Origin of the sequence: Flavobacterium algicola, from assembly GCF_022399565.1 — a bacterium.
Classification (GTDB): Bacteria; Bacteroidota; Bacteroidia; order Flavobacteriales; family Flavobacteriaceae; genus Flavobacterium; species Flavobacterium algicola.
The window spans coordinates 201762-223713 of the sequence record NZ_JAJTUT010000001.1 but is presented as its reverse complement, the minus strand read 5'-3'; the positions used below and the strand labels follow the sequence as shown (position 1 = coordinate 223713).

General features: G+C 35.2%; 13 protein-coding genes. 6 read left to right on the top strand and 7 right to left on the bottom strand.

All coding sequences use genetic code 11. From position 1 onward, the window contains the following. Position 1: 1 nt before the first annotated feature. The 7 genes from LXH21_RS00935 to uvrA form a co-directional block, all read right to left on the bottom strand. A complete protein-coding gene (locus LXH21_RS00935; RefSeq protein ID WP_239861931.1) occupies positions 2 to 649 on the bottom strand; it encodes an HAD family hydrolase in 648 nt (215 codons plus the stop codon). A gap of 57 nt (positions 650 to 706) precedes the next feature. Beyond that, complete coding sequence (locus tag LXH21_RS00930; RefSeq protein WP_239861930.1) at positions 707 to 1111, bottom strand: OsmC family protein; 405 nt, start codon at positions 1109 to 1111, stop codon at positions 707 to 709. Positions 1112 to 1926: 815 nt separating this feature from the next. Beyond that, a complete protein-coding gene (locus tag LXH21_RS00925) occupies positions 1927 to 2430 on the bottom strand; it encodes a hypothetical protein (RefSeq protein WP_239861929.1) in 504 nt (167 codons plus the stop codon). Positions 2431 to 2607: 177 nt separating this feature from the next. Further along, positions 2608 to 3183: a hypothetical protein gene (locus LXH21_RS00920; protein WP_239861928.1), complete on the bottom strand. Its 576-nt coding sequence runs from the start codon at positions 3181 to 3183 to the stop codon at positions 2608 to 2610. 160 nt (positions 3184 to 3343) lie between these two features. Next, on the bottom strand, positions 3344 to 4456 hold the full coding sequence (locus LXH21_RS00915) for a pyridoxal phosphate-dependent aminotransferase (protein ID WP_239861927.1): 1113 nt from the start codon (positions 4454 to 4456) through the stop codon (positions 3344 to 3346). A 324-nt stretch (positions 4457 to 4780) separates the two neighbouring features. Continuing rightward, on the bottom strand, positions 4781 to 5668 hold the full coding sequence (locus LXH21_RS00910; protein WP_239861926.1) for a dienelactone hydrolase family protein: 888 nt from the start codon (positions 5666 to 5668) through the stop codon (positions 4781 to 4783). A 74-nt stretch (positions 5669 to 5742) separates the two neighbouring features. Beyond that, a complete protein-coding gene (gene uvrA, locus LXH21_RS00905) occupies positions 5743 to 8526 on the bottom strand; it encodes an excinuclease ABC subunit UvrA (RefSeq protein ID WP_239861925.1) in 2784 nt (927 codons plus the stop codon). Between the two features lie 204 nt (positions 8527 to 8730). On the opposite strand from uvrA, the gene LXH21_RS00900 reads away from it, so the two are divergent. The 6 genes from LXH21_RS00900 (at position 8731) to bglX (ending at position 21928) form a co-directional block, all read left to right on the top strand. Beyond that, positions 8731 to 11532, top strand: coding sequence for a helix-turn-helix and ligand-binding sensor domain-containing protein (locus tag LXH21_RS00900; protein ID WP_317208774.1), 2802 nt, complete (start codon positions 8731 to 8733; stop codon positions 11530 to 11532). Positions 11533 to 11773: 241 nt separating this feature from the next. Beyond that, the gene (locus tag LXH21_RS00895; protein WP_239861924.1) at positions 11774 to 14845 is read left to right on the top strand and encodes a SusC/RagA family TonB-linked outer membrane protein; all 3072 of its coding nucleotides are present in this window, start codon (positions 11774 to 11776) and stop codon (positions 14843 to 14845) included. Between the two features lie 11 nt (positions 14846 to 14856). Next, positions 14857 to 16335 (top strand): RagB/SusD family nutrient uptake outer membrane protein, encoded by a 1479-nt coding sequence (locus LXH21_RS00890; RefSeq protein WP_239861923.1) that lies wholly within the window; start codon positions 14857 to 14859, stop codon positions 16333 to 16335. Positions 16336 to 16350: 15 nt separating this feature from the next. Next, positions 16351 to 17901 (top strand): hypothetical protein, encoded by a 1551-nt coding sequence (locus LXH21_RS00885; RefSeq protein WP_239861922.1) that lies wholly within the window; start codon positions 16351 to 16353, stop codon positions 17899 to 17901. An 11-nt stretch (positions 17902 to 17912) separates the two neighbouring features. Next, positions 17913 to 19565: a family 16 glycosylhydrolase gene (locus tag LXH21_RS00880; protein WP_239861921.1), complete on the top strand. Its 1653-nt coding sequence runs from the start codon at positions 17913 to 17915 to the stop codon at positions 19563 to 19565. 65 nt (positions 19566 to 19630) lie between these two features. Further along, positions 19631 to 21928, top strand: coding sequence for a beta-glucosidase BglX (bglX, locus tag LXH21_RS00875; protein ID WP_239861920.1), 2298 nt, complete (start codon positions 19631 to 19633; stop codon positions 21926 to 21928). Positions 21929 to 21952: the final 24 nt, after the last annotated feature.

Genomic DNA, 21952 nt, shown 5'->3' with positions numbered 1-21952 from the left:
TTTAAAATAATTGTAGTAAATCGGAAGGGTGACCAATTACGATTTGCGCACCTGTGGCCTCTAATTCTTCTTTTGGTCGAAAACCCCAAAGTACGCCAAACGCATAAAATTGAGCATTTACTGCCGTTTCCATATCTACACCGCTATCACCAACATATAAAACTTCACTAGGTTGTAAACCTAATTGCTGTGCCATCTGCAGTGCTACGGTTGGGTTGGGTTTCTTTAATTCTTCGACACTCAAACCTTGTATTATTTCAAAATAGTCAGGGAATATTTCCGATGCTATTTTTTTGGTTAACACATCTGATTTGTTTGATAACACTGCTAATTTGATGCCTTGCGTTTTCAACTGATCAAGCATTGCTACAATGCCGTCATATGGTTTGGTCGAAATGGTGCAGTCGCGACTGTAGATTTCCATCATCTGAGCATAAAGGCGGTCTACTTCAGCTTCAGTACTGCTGTTCGGCGGTAGTGCTCTAGCGACAGTTGTTCTTAATCCGCTTCCGACAAAAAAGTTGTAGGCTTCATCAGGGTGAGTAGGGAAATTATTATTAGTTAGAACTTTGTTTGTAGCACTTGCAATATCTTGTAGTGAATTGACTAAGGTTCCGTCTAAGTCAAATATAACTGCTTTGTAATTCATTGTATTAGTATTAAATATTTTTAATTTTTTGGAAAGCTGAAAAATGTAATAGGTCTTCTAAACGTCAACAATACTAATAGTTCCTGTTATAGTACATACTGCTTTTACTGTGTTGTAAATGGTACCGTGTTTCTCAATATTCTTTTTGAGTAGGGTAGTATTTAAATTACCGTCTGAACTGTGGATGACTACTTTGTACTCAATATTATCCATTCTCGGTGGGTTTTCAAGTCGTACAGCATTGACTTCAGTCGTGGCTTCCGTGTAGGTGAATTTCATCAGTTCAGAGAATCGTTCTACATTTTTTAAAATGCAGGATGCAAAAGAGCCTAAAAATAATTCGGCGGGGTTTGGCAAAGTCCCGTTGTTTTTTGATGTTGTACCAAATGCAATGTTAGATTGTTTTATCTGAATAACAGTATCATCATTAAATGTCGAAGCTGCAATATTTTGGTAATTCATACTAAATTGAGGTGTTATGTTGTAAGCAATACTACTCTTTTTAAAGGTACGGTACTTTTTTTTAAATCAATTAAGGAGCTTGTGTTTTTATTTATAGATAACTCCTTCTTTGCTTTAGGGAACGCAGATGAAACAGATTCGCTAAAGCGAAAACACGGATTTATACTAATTTTTTGATTGTATAGATTCGCTAAAGCAAAATAGGAATTAAAACGGATTGTATGAATCATCTACGCGGTGATTTGCGCATACCTGTATAATGAGAGTCTCGACTGCGCTCGACTTGACAAATCGTCTTGTTGTGGATGTGCGTCTGTCCCATCGAGCACAGTCGAGATGCATTTATTTACCGCTGAGAACTTCAAATTTTCATTTTGTACAAGTATGTCTCGAGCGATACTGAACAGATAAGCGATCTTCCACGGTAGCTCGATCAAGAGTTTACTATTAGTTATTTGATACAGTCACAGATAAATAGCTGCGCGAACGTATGCACAAACTTGCGTGATCGGGTAGATAATTGTGCGAACGGGGAGAAAGAGAACGAATCTCATACGATCGGGAGTTGACTAAGACCATGCTTATGCAATTAGTCGCAATCGTAAAGGCGGTTGGGCATTGCGCAAAGTCTTATTTTAGGTTCAACCATTACTTTGAAACGCCTAAGGCAAAAAGGCTATCAATCCTTGACAGATGTTTACATTGAACTCAACCCATCGCTTTGCGAACTGCCGTATACGTCACCCGTACGTATGGTGGTGTGAGAGGCGCACTCCGTTAGTTTCTAGCGGAGCAGTCTACTCGATTGGAAGATGTTAATGTTTTTTTGATACACATTCATTGTACGCATTGACAATAGCTTCCTTTTCTTTAAGAGAATATTTACTACCCTCAACCCACTCATTATATAATTCTGGACAATCAGATATTAATTTTGCAATTCTTTCTTTTGGATTTATTACGTTTAACCATACTATTTTATCATCTTTTACCATAATTGGAAAAATTATTGATGAACCGTCATAAGCATTGTTTCCAAAAACATTGTAGAATGATAGTTTTCCTGATATAATTTCTTTATAAAAATTATTGTAATCATTCATTAAAGAAACGAATTTATTTCCTCTAAAATTAAAAGACATTATGTCTTTCGGTGAAAATTTTTTGTCTTCACCATTAACGTTTACTTTTAACTTTTTAGAAGTAAACCATATAATTTCGCATCTAATAGTATCGTTACTCTTAGAGATATAATAATTTGATTGACTAAAAGCATTAGTCATTAAAAATAAAGAAAATAATAATAATTTACATTTCATGTTTTTCTGTTTTGGGTTTATAATATCTGCCAATGTCTTGGCACTACAGTGGGTTTGGGACTAAATCAAGCCCATTCTTCGGATTTGCCAAATTATCACAACTACAAAACGAATTTTCCATTAAGCCAATTGCCTAAATCCGTTGTAGCGTGCGTTATGCGACGTCTTGATATATGTTCAATTAAAATTAATTAGCTTTTTTGATTTTTCCCATTCGATTTTCATCGCTTTAAATGTTGCTGAATTTAGGTCATTAAATAGATCACTTATTTCATCGTAATTTTCTTCTTGGCAGATATTTTCTAAGTTTGTATGCAAAGTTAATTTTTCAATATTGGTCATTATATTGCAAATACTTTTATATGGTTTTTCATCAAGATTCAAGTTTAAATAAATTTTCCCTCTAACAATAGCCACTTTGTGTGAAACGTCCATATATTTTTGATGATATAAAGAACGATGATCTAGATCTTTACTTTCAAAGTGTTCTCGAAAACTAAAAATTACTTCATTAGTCATAGACGTATATTCTGCAATATTCGTTTTAAATTCCTCAATCCACTTAATCCGTGCGCTTGATATTACATTCGCTTTAACTTGATAGAGTGCAATTAAACCTCCAATTAAAGCTAAGAAGACTGTAAAACCGGCCTTTAGCACAGTAATAGAGAAAAACTCTGACCACGGAATTCGGTTTAATATTAAAAATGATGCTGTTAGGCCAATAAAAATTCCTAAAATAATGTTTTTCATTTAATTTAGATTCGTTCGATTTGATGTCGCATGACGGTTTGCCACTTTGAGATGGCTGGAAGTTCGTAACCGCTCAATTTTCGGCTTAACAAAAACTTGATGCGGAACGATAATTCCACTACATTCCAGCTATATCAAAAACAGCGGTTGGTGGCTGTTTTTATTGAATTGCTTTGATGAATTTTTTCATTTCGTCCATTTTTCCAACTGTAATCCTTGTCCATTTTCCTTGCTCTTCGTATATTCTTCCCCCTTCAATATTATTATCTTCTAATTGCTTGAAATAATCCTTATTGTATTTTGCAAGTGAAAAATAGATAAAATTTGTATTAGAAGAAATGCACTCACAATTTAATTTTTTGAGTTCGCTGATAGTAAATTGTCTTACATTCTCATTTAGTGAGTAGCAATTTGTAGCAAATTTATCGTCTTTCAACGAAGCAATGGCCGCAAGTTTTGATAATACACTAACGCTATTATTTGTATTGGATTGCAAATTTGACAAATTCTCAATTAATGTTTTGTCTGCAATTGCATACCCAATACGTGCTCCAGCTAAACCATACATTTTGGAAAATGTTTTAGCGATAATAATATTTTTGTGGTTATAAACTAGATTGCTAAGAGATTGCTGTTTGGTAAAGTCCAAATATGCCTCATCAATTAATACAATTGTATTCTGTGAAATATTTGTTACAAATTCTACTAATGCTTCTCTTTCACAAATTGTTCCTGTTGGGTTATTTGGATTACAGATATAAACAAGTTTCGTATTTTGGTTTACAGCTTCCAACATAGCTCTTAGATTAATTTTCTTTTCGGCTGTAAGTGGCACTTTATTTTTGGTTAAACCAAAATTTTCTAATGTAACTGTCCAATAATCATAGCTTGGATCAGCGATTACATAATTTCCTTTGTCTAATGACACAAATTTTGCGACTAAGTCTAAAATTTCGGTTGAACCAGCGCCCAATAATATATTTTCGTTTTTAACACTATTTTTTAACGCAATAGCAGAAATTATTTGTGCTTCTATGTCCCAGTTATATCTGTTGCTAATATTCACATTTTCCGCAAATGCTTTCCTTGCTAAGGGAGATGGGCCATATGGGTTTTCATTTGAGCGTAAAAAAATTAAGTTAGCATCATTCTCAAAACTATTAATTAAATTTTCTGATGCAAGAGGAGAAGCAAATGAATTGAAGCTTGTAAGTCCAATACCAGCCACTCCAATTCCAATTTTTTTCAGCCAAAGTCTTCTGTTCGTTTCCATATTTTCTTTTTCTTAATTGGTCTTTACAAAAATAGTTCGTTAGAATTGCGGATTTTTAAAATTGCCACCAACTAATATATATGTGCAACAAAATCATACAAAGCCATCCAACTATAGGCCGATACGTATGACAATCTCCATATTTTATCTTTCCTCAAATATATAAACAATTAACTACAAAACGAAAAAAAGTAATTAACACATCATCACATATTAAATCATGTGCGAGAGATAGCAGCGCAGCCTGACGAAGGAAGAACAAGGAATTGTAGCATCCCGAAGCTTGGGGATTTACGGAGGGGCAATCCTAAAATAAAAATAAGATTACCCCAGTTTTTCTTTGAAAAAATCAATAGTTCTTGTCCACGCTAGAGTTGCTGCGGGAGCGTCGTATCTTGGTGTAGTGTTGTTGTGAAAACCGTGATTGACATTGGCGTAGAAATGAGCCGTATTTTCGACTCCATTTGCTTTTAATACGGCTTCGTAGTCTGGCCAACCTTCGTTTACACGAGTGTCAAGTCCGGCGTAGTGTAATAGTAATGGAGTTTTGATCAATTTAGCTTCCTCTGCCGTAGGTTGACCTCCGTAAAAAGGAACTGAAGCCAATAAATCGGGTAGTTTAACGGCCATCATATTTGAAATCCATCCCCCAAAGCAAAATCCAACTACTGCAATTTTGCCGTTGCATTTAGGATGCGATTTTAAATAGTGATAGGCTGCTATAAAATCTTCGAGCATTTCGTCACGATCGCGCTTTTTTTGCAGTTCTCGTCCCTCATCATCATTTCCTGGATAGCCACCTAAAGGGGATAGCGCATCTGGCGCAAGACTAATAAAACCTTCGACTGCTGTACGACGACCAACATCTTCTATATACGGATTAAGTCCTCTGTTTTCATGTACTACAATCACCCCAGGAAGTTTCTTTTCACCGTCTTTCGGGAAAGAAAGTAATCCTTTGATAGCCCCGCCGCCTTTGGGAGAATCATAAGTGATATAGTCGGATGCTATTCTAGGATCATCTTTAGGCACCGTCACAGTATCTACATAATTGGGTGACATAAAACTCAAAAGAGAACCTACGGTAACCGTTCCTACGGCATACAACGATAACTTCTCAATAAATTGTCGACGTTCTATTTTGTTGTGTGCATAATCATCATACAGATCAAATACCTCTTGACTAATGTCTTCTTTTTTTAGATTGCTCATAAAATAAATTTTTATTTAAAGTTATAAAAAAAAGCGTATGTTTCTAAAAATCAATTTCATTAGTTATTTGTTTGTTACAACTTCTCCTTTAAATACTTAGCTGTAACCGATTTTTTGCTTTTTACTATTTCTTCAGGTGTTCCTTCTGCTAATAGTTGTCCACCATTTTCTCCTCCTTCTGGACCTAAATCAATGATGTAATCGGCACATTTTATAAGGTCAAGATTGTGCTCTATCACTAATATCGAATGTCCTTTTTCGATTAAAGCATTAAAAGAGGCCATTAATTTCTTAATATCGTGAAAATGCAATCCCGTTGTTGGCTCATCAAAAACAAATAAAGCTTTTTCTTTTGTCGCTCCTTTTACCAAGAAGGAAGCTAGTTTGATACGCTGTGCCTCACCACCAGATAGGGTAGAAGAGGACTGGCCTAATTGTACATAACCCAATCCCACGTCTTGCAGTGGTTTTAACTTTTGAGTGATTTTGGTTTGCTTTGTTTTTTCGAAAAATGCAACCGCATCATCAATCGTTAAAGTCAAGATATCATGAATATTTTTGCCTTCAAATTGGACCTCTAAAATTTCTTTTTTAAATCGTTTTCCGCCACAAGTTTCACATGGCAACTGCACATCGGCCATAAAAACCATTTCGACATTGATCGTTCCTTCCCCACTACAAGTTTCGCAACGACCTGCATCTACATTAAAGGAAAAATGCTTTGGCAGATAACCTCTTAACTTGGATAGGTTTTGTTTGGAATACAAATCTCTAATATCATCATAAGCCTTAATATAGGTCACAGGATTGGAGCGTGAACTACGACCAATTGGATTTTGATCGACATACTCAATGTGTTTTATATGTGAGAACGAACCTTTGATATCGGTAAACTGTCCTGCTTTTTCTCCTGCGTTATCGAGTTTCTTTTGCATCGCTGGAAAAAGAATTTTCTTTACCAGTGTACTTTTTCCACTACCTGAAACTCCTGTGATAACCGTTAAAACATCCAATGGGAATTTTACATTGATATTTTGTAAATTATTTTCGCGGGCACCAATGATTTCAATATAATTTTTAAAGGAACGCCGCTTTTTAGGAATTTCGATCGCCAAATCTCCGTTGAGGTACTGCGCAGTTAGAGATGATGATTTTAAAATTTCCTCATAAGTACCTTGTGCGACCAAGTGGCCACCAAAGGTTCCTGCCTCAGGACCAATATCAATAATCATATCGGCAGCTTTCATAATATCCTCGTCATGCTCCACAACTATTACTGTATTACCCAAATCTCGTAAAGACAGCAAAACTTTGATTAGTCGTTCAGAATCTTTGGGGTGTAATCCAATACTTGGTTCGTCAAGAATGTACATTGATCCAACTAAGCTACTCCCTAAAGAGGTTGCCAAATTGATACGTTGGGATTCACCACCAGACAAGGTTGATGAATTTCTATTTAATGTTAAATAACTTAAGCCTACTTCTGTTAAGAAGGACAGCCTATTATTGATTTCGATTAGTAATCGTTTGGCTATTTGTTTCTCGTAGATGTCAAGATCAATATTTTCGAAAAAGGCCACCAAATGCTTAATTGGTAAGTCTACTAACTCTGAAACTGTTTTGCCGTTTATCTTGACATAATTAGCTTCTTCTCGCAAACGTTTACCTTTACATACAGTACATTTGGTCTTACCTCTATAACGAGAGAGCATGACACGATTTTGTATTTTGTAATTTTTAGCTTCTAATTCTTTAAAGAAATCATTCAATCCTTCAAAATAACTGTTTCCGGTCCATATTAAATCTTTCTGTGCGCTGGTAAGTTCGAAAAAAGGTTTGTGTATGGGGAAATCAAATTTATAGGCATGCTTAATCAACTCGTCTTTGTAATAACTCATACTATCACCACGCCAAGGAAAAATAGCGCTTTCATACACAGACAAGGAAGTATTGGGAATAACCAATTCAGCATCGATTCCGATAATATTTCCGTATCCTTCACATACGGGACACGCACCATAAGGGTTATTAAAGCTGAATAAATGAACGTTGGGTTCCAAAAAGGTAATTCCGTCCATTTCGAAATTGTTCGAATATGTGAAACGCTCTTTTGTACTAACTTCCTGTAAATGGCAAACTCCTTTTCCTTCAAAAAATGCTGTCTGCACAGCATCAGATAAACGGTTGTAGAATTCTTCTTCATCTTTTACCACGATACGGTCAATGATTAAAAGAATTTCCTTTTTCGGTAATTTTGCTGGTAAGTCGTCCAAACGTACCATTTCGTTATCAATCAAAACACGAGCAAAACCTTGCTGCAATAGTGCCTTTAGTTTTTCTTCTAATTTTCGACCTTTCTCGAGGAAAATAGGAGCAATAAGCAACCATTTACTATCGGGTTCAAAAGTTTTGACAGCGTTTACTACGTCGGTTACCGTATTTTTCTTTACCTCAACACCAGATACCGGTGAATAGGTACGGCCGATACGGGCATATAATAATTTTATGTAATCATAAATTTCTGTAGAAGTTCCCACCGTAGATCGCGCGTTGGTGGTATTTACCTTCTGTTCTATGGCAATTGCAGGTGCAATCCCTTTGATGTATTCGACTTTTGGTTTGTCCAACCGCCCTAAAAATTGACGTGCGTAGGAAGATAAACTCTCTACATAGCGACGTTGCCCTTCGGCATACAAAGTATCAAACGCCAAACTGGATTTTCCGGAGCCCGAAAGTCCTGTGATTACTACCAATTTGTTTCTAGGTATTGCGACATCAACATTTTTAAGGTTGTGTACTTGAGCACCTTTTATAATAATATTTTTCTTTGGATCTAATGTAGAAAGGTCAACTTGCATAAAAAAATGTAATTTATACAAAAGTAAGCATTTTTGGAGAGACAATTAGGAATCAACAAATCATAAAAAAGGTTAAATAATTGAGCGATAGTTGTTCAAAAATCACTAATTTATGGTTGTATAGTTATTATGTATTTGTTTTTAATTAGCAAATTCATTTTAATACTAAATTTACAATCTCAAACTACCAAAATAAATCTCCAATTGAAAACGCTATTAACCACTTTCTTTGCTTTTTTTTCAATCCTACTATCTCATGCCCAAGATTTACCTCCCATCGTAAATTATAGTCCAAATCTTTACGGTGCAGGAAATCAAAATTGGATGATATCACAAGATGATAATCAATTTGTATTTTTTGCTAATAATGAAGGATTGCTTGAGTTTAATGGTTCTTCCTGGAAATTATATCCCTCACCAAACGATGCAATTATTCGATCTGTAAAAGTTGTGAATGATAGAATTTATACTGGAAGCTACATGGATTTTGGTTACTGGAAACGACAACCTACAGGTCTTTTGAAATATTATTCTATTAGTAATTACATCAAGTCGAAAATACTGGATGACGAACAATTTTGGAATATTTTAAACTATGAACAGTGGATTGTTTTTCAATCACTCGATCGTATTTATATTTATGACAGTAAGACAGGTAGTTTTAAAATTATAGCACCTGGTTCAAAGATTGTAAAATCGTTTCAAACCGAAACAGCGATTTACTTTCAAACTCATAATCAAGGACTGTATGAAATTGAAGGAGGCAAAAGTAAGCTGATTGCTAACAGCCAAAAACTGCAGAATAATAGCATTGTAAATACTTTTTCTACAGAGGAAGGTCTTCTTCTAGTAACTCAAAGTAAAGGTTTTTACACTTTGGTCAATGATGTATTTACCAAGTTTACCACAGAAATTGATGCGTCTTTATATGAAGGAAGGGTGTACAGTTGTGAGAAAATTGCAGATGGTTATTGTGTAGGTACAGTTTCTAACGGAATATTTATTATTTCGAATGAAGGAAAATTGAAATACCATATCTCTCAAAGGAGAGGTTTGAGTAATAATACAGCCTTGTGTTTGTATGAGGATGACGAGAAGAACATCTGGGTGGGACTTGACAACGGTATTAATTGCATCAATTTAAAATCACCTATAAAGAGTTATGTTGATGACTCGGGGATTCTAGGAACCGTGTATACCTCTCAGTTATACAACGGTAAATTGTATGTGGGAACCAATCAAGGTCTGTTTGTCAAAAATTTTAAAAGTAATGATGAGTTTCAATTTGTAAAAGGCACAAAAGGTCAGGTCTGGAACTTATTTATCTATGATAACACTTTATTTTGTGGGCACGATTACGGAACTTTCATAATCGAAGGAGCGGAAGCAAGGACAGTTTTTGCGCAATCGGGAACTTGGAAATTTGAACCAGTGCCAGGTAATAAGAATTTGTTACTACAAGGTAATTACTATGGAGTATCGGTCTTGGAGAAGCACAACAATCAATGGCGTTTTCGAAATAAAATTAAAGGCTTTGACTATTCGACAAAATATTTTGAAATTACAGATGCTTTTGAAATTTATATTAGTCACGAATACAAAGGTGTATTTCGCTTAGAAACTGACTCAAATTTGAGAAACATCAATAAAATCACAGCCTATAAAAATCCAACAAAAGGGAAAAATGCCAGTTTGGTAAAATTTAATAATGACATTTACTACGCCTATAAAGAAGGTGTGTTTAAATTGAATAATAAAACAAAATCATTTGAAAAAGAGCCACTTCTAAGTTCTGTTTTCGAAAAAGACGATTATACTTCTGGAAAAATGATAGTGGATGAAAGCAACAGAATTTGGTTGTTTTCAAAAAATTATATCAACTATTACTCTACTGCCAAATTAAGTAAACATTTGAAGCAGAACAGTATTCCGATTCCGGTTTCACTAACGAATTCTATGTTGGGTTATGAAAATATCACACAGTTATCTGCATCAAACTACTTGTTTGGAACTACAGATGGGTATTATACAATGAATTTTAAAGACTTAGTTTTTAAAAATTATAAAATGTTAATTACAAATGTATCATCTAATGTACAGAATGGAGAGGTTCATGATAATGAGATTAAAAATGATGGTCAATTTCACCATGATGAAAATAATATTAGTATAAATTTTACGGTTCCAGAATACAACAAATACATAAATGCGGAGTACCAATACATATTAGAAGGGTTTCAAGATAATTGGAGCGATTGGAATGTTAAGTCATCGGTGAGTTTTAAAAATCTACCTTCAGGAGAGTATGTATTTAAAGTCAAAGCCAAATTTGCCAATTCAAATCTAGAGCAAATAGAATCGTACACATTCACCATCTCGAAACCGTGGTACGGAACGAATTTTGCAATTTTTATTTATCTTATATTTTTAGCAATTGGTGTAAAGTTGTTTCTTAATAAATACAATAGCTATCACAAAAAACAACAAGAAAAATTAATTGAAGAAAATAATTTATTGCTCGAAATTAAAGAGTTGGAGAATGAGCAACAATTGATGCGCCTTAAAAATGAACAATTGTCTCAGAATGTCGATGAAATAAATAAAGAATTGGCAGCTTCTGCAATGCATGTTAATAGTAAAAACGAACTGTTAGCTATTATACAAGAAGATTTAAAAAACACTACCGAAAGCGGAAGTAGAAGTATAAAATCGGTTATCTCTACAATTAATAAAAATATAACTGGTAAAGATTCTTGGAGCGTGTTTCAAGAAGCATTTGCTAAAACTGATAAAGATTTCCTCCGACGAATCAAAGAGCTTCATCCCTCTTTAACACCAAACGATTTAAAGCTATGTGCCTACTTGAGATTGAATTTATCATCAAAAGAAATCGCACCACTTTTGAATATTTCAGTTCGAAGTGTAGAGATCAAAAGGTATCGTTTGCGCAAAAAAATGGATTTATTGCACGAACAAGGGCTAGTAGAATACATAATATCTGTATAGTTTAGCTCCTATACACTTCAAAAAACTATACAAGACCACAACATTAAGACAATATTGTGGTTTTTTTGTTTTCATTAACAAAAGCCTATTAACTGAAAACCTACGATTTACGGGAGGTAATTGTGATATTATCAGTTAAAAGGTGTTTTTTTTACTTTGTATGTTTTTTGTAATGGTTATTTTTAAGGTATTCTTACTAGGGTATGACTAATTTTATAATTCACTAAAAAACAAACTAAATATGAAATCAAATTATCTATTAATGATTTTTCTATTTCTCTCTACTTTAGGTTTTGCCCAAAACTTTGATGTAGGCGGAATTGTAAAAGAACAAGATTCAGGATTATCAATCCCAGGAGTAAATATTCAAATCAAGAATACAAATAAAGGTACAACGACAGATTTTGATGGAAAGTTCAGCTTAAAAGGTGTTCCTTCAGGAAGTACTATTCTTTTTACTTTTATTGGTTTTAAAACTGTTGAGTATAAAGTAACAGCTAACAACTCCTCTTTGAATATTATAATGAAGGGCGATGCCAAAAGTTTAGATGAAGTTGTAGTTATTGGATACGGAAGTCAAAAACGTAGAGAGGTAACTGGAGCAGTTTCTGTGGTAGACAGCAAGACATTAGAAATGTTAAAACCTGTAAAAATCGAGCAAGCTTTACAAGGAACAGTTTCTGGTGTAAATGTTACTACTCAATCTGGTTCTCCAGGTGCGTCTTTAGATATTAGAATTCGTGGTATCGCTACCAATGGTCAAAATGGACCAACTACTATAATCGATGGTTACGTAGGTGAATTAGGATTATTAAACCCAAATGATATAGAATCACTTACTGTATTAAAAGATGCTCAAGCGGCAATTTATGGTACAATTGGTGCCAATGGAATTATTTTGGTAACTACAAAATCGGGTAAGAAAAATTCTAAAACAAAAGTTTCTTACAACACTTATGTAGGTTTTCAAGAGGCGGCAAAAAGTTTAAACTTGCTGAACGCTACTGAATATGCCTTATTATTGAACGAAAGCTATGCCAATGGAGGTAAAACATTGCCTTATGCTAGTGTAAGTAATTTGGGTAAAGGTACCAATTGGCAAAATGAAGTATTGAGTGTGGGAGTACCAATAATCAATCATGACATGTCTGTATCTGGAGGATCTGAGAAAATGACTTATTCTGTGAGTGGATCTCACTTAGATCAAGAAGGTATTGTTGGACAAAGTAAATCGGGTTTTTTAAGAAATACAGCTAGAGTTGCTTTGACGGCAGACTTAAGCGATAAATTAAAATTGAAAACCAATGTGATTTACACTTATTTTGATCGTAAGACATTAAGTGAAAATGGTTTGGGATCTGTATTGTTTAATGCTTTAAATGCACCTCCTACTTTAAGTGTAAGAGATTCAAATGGTGACTTTACTTTAGTACCAAGTACAACGGGCTTAGGAAATGAGATTATCAATCCGATGGCACAAATTGATAATACGTACAACGATAACAACTTTAAAAAACTAAACGGAAATTTCGGGTTAGATTATAAAGTAACTAGTGGATTAACACTTTCTAGTTCTATGGGATTTAATACATCGAATACTAAATCTCGCGTTTTTGCTAAAGAAGTTGGTTATGGCGGAAAAGTTTTTGATGTAGTAAGAAGTTCAGTTACTCAGGGTGCTATCAATGATAACAACTATTCATTTGATGCTTTCGCAACCTACTCTAAAAAAATTGAAGATCACAATTTTGTTGCTACTTTGGGTAGTACCATTTTTAAAGAATGGGGTAACGGATTATATGCTACAGGATATGATGTACCAAATAACTCTTGGGAGAATGCAGATATATCTTTGACTACGGGAGTTCTAGAGGCAAAAACAAACAGTTCTTACTCTTATGACGAAAGACGTCTTTCTTACTTTGGAAGAATGCAATATGACTTTAAAGGAAAATATCTATTATCAGGAATGTTAAGACGTGACTCTTCGACCAAATTCGGACCAGGTAATAAAATTGGTTATTTCCCTTCGTTTACTGCAGGATGGGTAATTTCTGATGAGGGATTTTTTGGAGAGGATAAAAAAATCAGTTTCTTAAAATTAAGAGCTAGTTACGGTACGCTAGGTAACGATCAGATTAAACCAAACGGTTATGTAAGCTTACTGGCAGGAGAAGCAACCTATGTTTTTGATGGTTCATTGGTAAATGGAACTGCGATTGGTCAAGTGGCTAATGCTGATCTAAAATGGGAATCTGCTAGAAAGTTAGATATAGGACTAGATCTTAAATTATTTAATAATAAGGTTTCTGTTGTTGTTGATTATTTTAATGATGTTCGTGATGATTTATTAATTCCAAATATTCCAGTTTCTGGAATTACAGGTAGCAGTGCTCCTGGTGCTTCTTCACCTACTATAAATGCAGGTTCAGTAAGTAATTCGGGTCTTGAATTTGCTATTGATTACAAAAATAAATTTACAGACAATTTTAGTATGAGTGTTGGTTATAACGTTACATTCTTAAAGAATGAAGTACTAGCAGTAAATAATGGAACAGGATTTATCGAAGGTGGTTCATTTGGTGTAGGGCAATCAGCACCGTCTAGAATGCAAGCAGGTTTACCAATAGGTTACTTCTTTGGATATAAAACCAATGGATTATTCCAAAACCAAGCTGAGGTTGATGCTAGCCCATCACAACTTGCATTAGGAGCCAATGCTGCTCCTGGTGATATTCGCTATGTGGATGTTAATGGTGATGGTGTAATTAATACTAACGATAGAACAAATATCGGTGATCCAATTCCAGCAGCAACAATGGGTTTCAATGTGCAAATGAATTATAAAAATTTAGATTTCGCTCTATATACATATGCATCAGTAGGGAATGATATGGTAAGAAATTATGAAAGAACATTATCAGATGCCAACCGTCTAACTTACGTCCTTGACAGATGGACTGGTGAAGGGACTAGCAATTCAGTTCCTAGAGTAACAACAGGTGCTACTGCAAACAATGTTTTCTCTGACTATTTTGTAGAAGATGCTTCTTTTTTAAGAATTCAAAATATTCAATTAGGATATACTATGAATTCTAAAATCACCGAAAAAGTCAAAATAAGTAAACTGCGTTTTTATGCGGGAGTAAATAATCTTTACACATTTACAAACTATAAAGGTTTTGATCCAGGATCTTCGGTTGGACCTACAAACAGTGATAACGTTTCTCAATCTCCTATAGGTGCTGGGATTGATAATGGTTTCTATCCAAATTCTAGAACTTATTTGTTAGGTTTAAATGTTAACTTTTAATTCCAAAAAAAATGAAAAAACATATATATAAAATAATAACAGTTGTTGCAATATCTTCTTTACTTACCGTTTCGTGTAGTGATGATTTTGTTGATCGTGAACCTGTTTATTCAATTGATTCTGAAAATTACTTTAATTCAGAGACCGATTATAATAATGCACTTGTAGCAGCCTATGACCTTTTGCAATCTACTTACGTGAATGTAATGTTGGGAGAAATCGCTTCTGATAATACATTATGTGGTGGTGAAAGTCAAACAGATGTTATCGGTTTTCAACAAATCGATGATATGATTCATACCCCAACCAACAGCAATTTGAAGAACATTTGGGACTGGATGTTTGCTGGTGTAAGCAGAGCCAACTACATTTTAGAATTTCAAAACAAAACGGAATTTGATGGTAAAACTCAGGTTTTGGCTGAAACTCGTTTTTTAAGAGCTTACTATCACTTCGAATTAGTAAAATGGTTTGGTGGTATTCCTTTAAAAGGAGATGCTCGTTTTAGCATTGGAGATGAAAAAGTGATTCCACGTTCTTCTGTAGCAGATGTATACGCATCTATTGAAGCAGATTTAATTTATGCTGCCGCAAACTTGGCTGCAACTCCGGCGCAAACTGGTAGAGTGAGCAAAGGTGCAGCCTATGCATTACTTGGAAAAGCCTATTTGTATCAAGAAAAATTCACTTTAGCAGCAGCTGCATTTGATAGCTGTATTGCATTACAAAAATATTCGCTAGTTACCGATTACAATACTCTTTTTGAGGAAGCTGGTGAAAACGGAGTAGAATCTGTTTTTGAAGTACAATATACTGATGTAGAAGGAGCAGCATTTTCATGCTTGCAGTGCAGTGAGGGTAATGTGGCCGTTGGATTTAATGGACCTAGGAATTATGTAGGGACTGTATTTACATCAGGGTTTAGTTTTAATTTACCAACTGCAAAAATTGCAAATGCATTTGAAGTTGGTGATAACCGTAAAGAGGTAGCAATCCTAGATATTAAAGACTGGGCATTGAAAACTGGAGCGACATATGGAGAAGGTTATGAGCATACTGGTTACTATAATAGAAAATACATTCCAAGAAAAAGAAGCGCTACTGCAGCGGGAGATTTGAATTTAACGAATCCAGCTAATTACAGATCAATTCGTTATGCAGACGTTTTATTGATGGCAGCAGAAGCAAACAATAGAGGCGGATTGGATGACAGTAAAGCTAGAGGTTTCTTAAATCAAGTAAGAAGTCGTGCTTATGGAGATTCAAATCACAATATAACAGCTTCTGGAGCAACGCTGACAGATTTTATTTGGGCAGAGAGAAGGTTAGAATTAGTTGGCGAAGGTCACCGTTTCTTTGATTTGGTTCGTACTGGTAAAGCAGCTCAGGAAATTCCTGGATTCACTGCTGGTAAAAACGAACTTTTTCCGATACCTATCGAAGAGATTCAGTTTGCAAGTGGAAATTGGGCACAAAACCCTGGTTACTAATCATAAAACACTATCATGAAAAATATAAAATATATAACAAGTCTTTTAGTGGCAGCAATAATATTTGGCTGTTCAACAGAAAATGATCTTTTCGACATCGACACATTGGGGGCGCCAACAAATATTTCTGCATTGACCACTGTTACACAAGATAACACAGGTAAAGTTACTTTTCTACCACGTGGAGAAGGTGTTACACAGTTTAGCATCAATTATGGTGATACTACGACTGATCCAGTGTATGTGAGTCCAGGTAGTACTGTGGATCATGTGTATAAGGAAGGTGTTTACAACGCAACTATCACAGGAACTACTGTGAACGGTAAATCTACAGAAGTGATTCAAAAAGTTGAGGTGGCTTTTAGAGCACCAGAAGATGTGACCCCAGCAGTTGCCTCAGTCTTGGGCGATAATTTTAGTATTACTGTACAAGCAACAGCAAAATATGAGACCTTTTTTCAAGTTTATTTTGGAGAGGTTGCAAATGAAGTTCCTGTTGATTTTATGGAGGGTGAAGTAATTACCCACACCTACGCAGCTGTAGGTAGTTACACTATTAAAATTGTTGCTTTGAGTGGTGGTGTAGCTACTACAACCACTAATCAAACAGTTGAAATTTCAAACCCGATTAATTTACCTATCACGTTTGAAACAGCGATCCCAGCATTTGGTAACTTTGGTGGTGCTACTTCGGTAAGTGCAAATAATCCAAGTATCGGAACTTTAAATGGAAGTGATAAAGTAGCTAAGCTAACAAAATCAGCCGGAGCAGAAGTATGGGCAGGTTCGACTATCGAATTAGCTGCACCAATTGACTTTTCGACTAAAAAAGTGATTAAAATGAAAGTTTGGTCGCCTAAAGCTGGAATTGTTGTAAAAATGAAATTAGAAAAATTAGTAGCTACAGATGCTACTAGTATAGAAAAAGATGTGACTACGACAGCTGCTAATACTTGGCAAGAACTGAGTTTTGATTTTACTGGAATTAATAATGCAAATGACTACCAAAGAGTTGTTGTGTTTTTCGATTTTGGCGTTGCAGGTTCTGGATCTGACTTTTATTATGATGATATTGAATTGGTTACTGGAGAAGAATCATTGGTTTTGCCAATTTCATTTGAGTCCACTAATTTGACTTACGCTTACGGAAATTTTGGTGGTGCTACGACAACAGTTATAGCTAATCCTAAGATTGAAGGTAGCAATACATCGGCAAAAGTGTCAGCACTAGTTAAAAGTGCTGGTTCAGAAGTTTGGGCAGGTGGTGCGTTGGACTTAGATAATTCGATCAATTTTGCAATTATGAAAAAGATCAAAATAAAAGTGTGGTCACCAAAAGCAGGAATCATTGTAAAATTAAAACTAGAGAAAAAGGTTGCTTCAGATGCTACTAGTGTTGAGGTAGATGCTACGTCGACAGTTGCTAATGGCTGGGAAGAACTAACATTTGATTTTCCGACGATAGTAAATGCAAATGCCTACCAACGCGTTGTTTTGTTTTTTGATTTTGGTAATGCAGGTACAGGAACAACTTATTATTTTGATGATATAATTCAATCCAACTAAAAAGATAAAAGATGAAAAAGATATTAATAAATACAATTACCATTTTTACATTATTGTTGATGGTAAACTGTTCCAAAGATGATTATTCTTTTGGAGATTTAACTGCTCCTTCAAATTTGGAGATAGGATATGAACTAGTAGGTAAAACTACTGATGCACCAAATGGTGACGGTTCTGGTAAAGTAAAATTTACAGTAAAAGCAGATGATGCTATTTCTTATAAATTTGCTTTCCCCGATGGTTCGTCAGAGATTGCACCAAGCGGAACTTTCGAAAAAACATTCACAACTACTGGTGTCAATACCTACACCGTAACTGTCATTGCATCGGGTAAAGCTGGAGTAGCGTCTAATTCAACTATCGATGTAACGGTCTTAAGCACCTTTAGTGATGATGAAGCTATTGAGTTATTGAGTGGCGGTACTTCAAAAAAATGGTATTTCTCCGCTTCAGAAGTTGGACATTTAGGAGTAGGTCCAAACACAGCTGATGCGTCACAAAATTATTATGGATTTTGGTACCAAGCGGCTGCTTTTGAAAAAGCAAGTGCTGCAAGTAGTAGTTGTTTATACGAGAATGTATTAACTTTCTCTGAGGTTAACGGTTTATTGAAATTTAACCTAGACAATGGCGGAAGCACATTCTTTAATGCCTCTTACGCAAGTGTTGCAGGTGGAACGAGCAGTGATGATGCTTGTTTAACATATGCAGTTACGGGTACAAAAGCAGTTTCTTTAAGTCCTTCAGAATCTTTTGTTACTAAAAATCCTAATGCCGCAACCCAAACAAGAGGTACATTAATGACTTTCTCTGATGGTGGTTTTATGGGGTATTATATAGGACAAAGTACCTATGAAATATTATCATTAACTGAAAACAGAATGGTGGTTAGAGCAGTTATGGGGAATGATTCTGGAATTGTATGGTACCATACTTTTACAACTACAAAACCATCACAAACAACTACCACTGCAGATTATACAACATTAGTTTGGTCTGATGAATTTGATGTTGCCGGTGCGCCAAATAGTGCAAAGTGGACCTATGATTTAGGAACAGGTACCAACGGTTGGGGTAATTCAGAAGAGCAAAGTTATACTAGTGCTAGTGATAATGTGATCGTTTCTTCTGGTACATTAAAAATTACTGCCAAAAAGGTAGGGAGTAGTTATACCTCTGCACGATTAAAATCGGAAGGGAAATTTAAATTCACATACGGTAAAGTAGAAGTGAGAGCAAAATTACCTGCAGGTGGAGGTACTTGGCCAGCAATCTGGATGTTAGGCTCAGACTATGCAACAAATACTTGGCCTGGTTGTGGCGAAATTGATATTATGGAGCACAAAGGAAATGAACCAAATGTTATTCACGGAACTTTACATTATCCTAATAATTCGGGAGGAAATGGAAACGGAAATACAACTACTATTACCAATGCTTCAACAGAGTTTCACATCTACAAAACGATATGGAGTCCTGCTTCTGTAAAAATTTATGTCGACGACGTACTTTTTCATACAGTTGCAAATAACAGCACATTACCATTCAATAAAGATTTCTTTATGATTATTAATGTAGCTATGGGAGGAAGTTTTGGAGGAGCTATCGCTTCTACTTTTAGCCAAGCGGCTATGGAGGTTGATTATGTAAGAGTTTATCAATAATAATTTGTAAAAAGAATAATAAAGGTCGATTCATTTCGGCCTTTTAAATATAAAAATAAGATCAGATGAGAATAGTAAAAACGGTATCCTTTGTCATTACTTCGATCATTGTATTAAGCTGCAGCAATAAAATTATCCAATCAAAAGTTTCGTTTTCAAAAGATAATGTACTCGATAGACGAGTTGATTCAGTTTTGAAATTGATGACCTTGGATGAAAAAATAGGACAACTTAATCAATATAATGGTTTTTGGGAAATAACGGGGCCAACACCCAAAGAGGGGCAAGCAGCTAAGAAATACGAGGACCTTAAAAATGGATTAGTAGGTTCTATGTTAAATGTAAAAGGTGTTATAGACGTAAGAGCATTACAAAAAATTGCAGTGGAAGAAACCCGTTTGGGTATTCCACTTATTTTTGGTTTCGATGTGATTCATGGCTATAAAACAATTAGTCCTATTCCGCTTGCCGAAGCAGCAAGTTGGGATCTAGTTGAAATTAAAAAATCGGCAGCAATTGCTGCAGAAGAGGCAGCATCAGTTGGACTTAATTGGACTTTTGCACCTATGGTCGATATTGCACGTGATGCGCGTTGGGGTAGAGTTATGGAAGGTTCAGGAGAAGATCCTTATTTAGGAAGTCAAATAGCTGTAGCACGCATCCAAGGTTTTCAAGGTGAAGATTTAACAGCAAAGAATACAATTTTGGCATGTGCAAAACATTTTGCGGGCTATGCTTTTGCCGAATCTGGTAGGGATTACAATACTGTAGACGTCGGAGAGTCTACTTTACAAAACATTGTATTTCCTCCTTTCAAGGCATCGGTTGATGCAGGAGTAAGAACATTTATGAATTCATTCAACGAATTAAACGGAATACCAGCAACTGGAAATAAATATTTGCAAAGGCAAATCTTAAAAGGAGACTGGAATTTTGATGGTTTTGTGGTTTCAGATTGGGGTTCAATCAACGAGATGATTGCTCACGGTTATGCAAAGGATAACAAACAAGCAGCTGAAATTGCAATCAATGCAGGTTCAGATATGGATATGGAGTCTAGTGCTTATGTTGCTCATTTAGCCGAACTGGTAAAGGAAGGAAAGGTAGAAGAAAGCTTAATTGACGATGCCGCTCGAAGAATTTTAAAAGTGAAATTCGAATTGGGATTATTTGATAATCCATATTTGTACTGTGACGAAAATTATGAGAAAGCTACTGTTGGTAAAAAAGCTTTTCATGATGGTGTTCTAGAAATGGCAAAGAAATCTATTGTTCTCTTGAAGAATGAAAAACAACTTTTACCTCTTAAAAAATCAGGTCAAAAAGTAGTTTTAATTGGTGCTTTGGCAAATGATAAAACAAGTCCATTAGGAAGCTGGCGTATTGCTGCTGACGATGAAACAGCTGTTTCCGTTCTTGAAGGGATGAAGGAATACAAAAACAACCAATTGACTTATGTAAAAGGTGCTAATGTTACCGAAGGACGTACCGAATTTGTATGGGAGACGAAGATCAATACGACCGATAAAAGTGGATTTCAAGAAGCTATAAAAGCTGCAAAAGGTGCCGATGTAGTGGTAATGGTTCTAGGAGAGCACGGTCTGCAATCAGGAGAGGGTAGAAGTAGAACTGATCTTGGTCTGCCAGGAGTACAGCAAGAATTATTAGAGCAAGTTTACAAGGTAAATCCTAATATTGTGCTGGTTTTAAATAACGGAAGACCTTTGGCAATTCCGTGGGCAGATGAAAATATTCCTTCGATTGTTGAGGCTTGGCATTTAGGAACACAAAGCGGAAATGCAATTGCTCAAGTACTATATGGTGATTATAATCCTAGTGGTAAATTACCAATGACTTTCCCTAGAAACGTTGGACAAGTGCCTATTTATTACAATTACAAAAATACAGGTCGCCCAGTGATGAATGAACCTGAAAGTGTTTTTTGGTCTCACTATAGTGACGAGAAAAATACGCCTTTGTATCCTTTTGGTTATGGGTTGAGTTATACGCAATTTGAATATTCGAATTTAGAACTCAATCAGAAATCATTTTCTGCTGAAGGAAGTATAGAAGTAACTGTCAATGTAAAAAATACAGGTAAATATACAGGTAAGGAAGTAGTTCAATTGTATATCAGAGATATTTTTGCTTCTGTAACGCGTCCGGTAAAAGAATTGAAAGGTTTTGAAATGATCGTATTACAACCAAACGAGACTAAAAAAGTACATTTTACAATAAATAAAAAAACGATTGAATTCTACACAGCCAATTCTATTTGGGAAGCTGAAGAAGGAGATTTTAAACTTTTTGTTGGAGGAAGTTCTGTGAAAACAATGGATGCTGATTTTCAGTATGTAAAATAGCTTATAATCCGTTGAAAAAATTTT

Excerpts from the sequence above, each read along its gene's own strand:
- LXH21_RS00915 (WP_239861927.1), bottom strand. The coding sequence starts at position 4,456 with ATGGAAACGAACAGAAGACTTTGGCTGAAAAAAATTGGAATTGGAGTG.
- LXH21_RS00880 (WP_239861921.1), top strand. The coding sequence starts at position 17,913 with ATGAAAAAGATATTAATAAATACAATTACCATTTTTACATTATTGTTG.
- LXH21_RS00895 (WP_239861924.1), top strand. The coding sequence starts at position 11,774 with ATGAAATCAAATTATCTATTAATGATTTTTCTATTTCTCTCTACTTTA.
- LXH21_RS00930 (WP_239861930.1), bottom strand. The coding sequence starts at position 1,111 with ATGAATTACCAAAATATTGCAGCTTCGACATTTAATGATGATACTGTT.
- uvrA (WP_239861925.1), bottom strand. The coding sequence starts at position 8,526 with ATGCAAGTTGACCTTTCTACATTAGATCCAAAGAAAAATATTATTATA.
- LXH21_RS00910 (WP_239861926.1), bottom strand. The coding sequence starts at position 5,668 with ATGAGCAATCTAAAAAAAGAAGACATTAGTCAAGAGGTATTTGATCTG.
- LXH21_RS00920 (WP_239861928.1), bottom strand. The coding sequence starts at position 3,183 with ATGAAAAACATTATTTTAGGAATTTTTATTGGCCTAACAGCATCATTT.
- LXH21_RS00890 (WP_239861923.1), top strand. The coding sequence starts at position 14,857 with ATGAAAAAACATATATATAAAATAATAACAGTTGTTGCAATATCTTCT.
- LXH21_RS00935 (WP_239861931.1), bottom strand. The coding sequence starts at position 649 with ATGAATTACAAAGCAGTTATATTTGACTTAGACGGAACCTTAGTCAAT.
- LXH21_RS00925 (WP_239861929.1), bottom strand. The coding sequence starts at position 2,430 with ATGAAATGTAAATTATTATTATTTTCTTTATTTTTAATGACTAATGCT.
- bglX (WP_239861920.1), top strand. The coding sequence starts at position 19,631 with ATGAGAATAGTAAAAACGGTATCCTTTGTCATTACTTCGATCATTGTA.
- LXH21_RS00885 (WP_239861922.1), top strand. The coding sequence starts at position 16,351 with ATGAAAAATATAAAATATATAACAAGTCTTTTAGTGGCAGCAATAATA.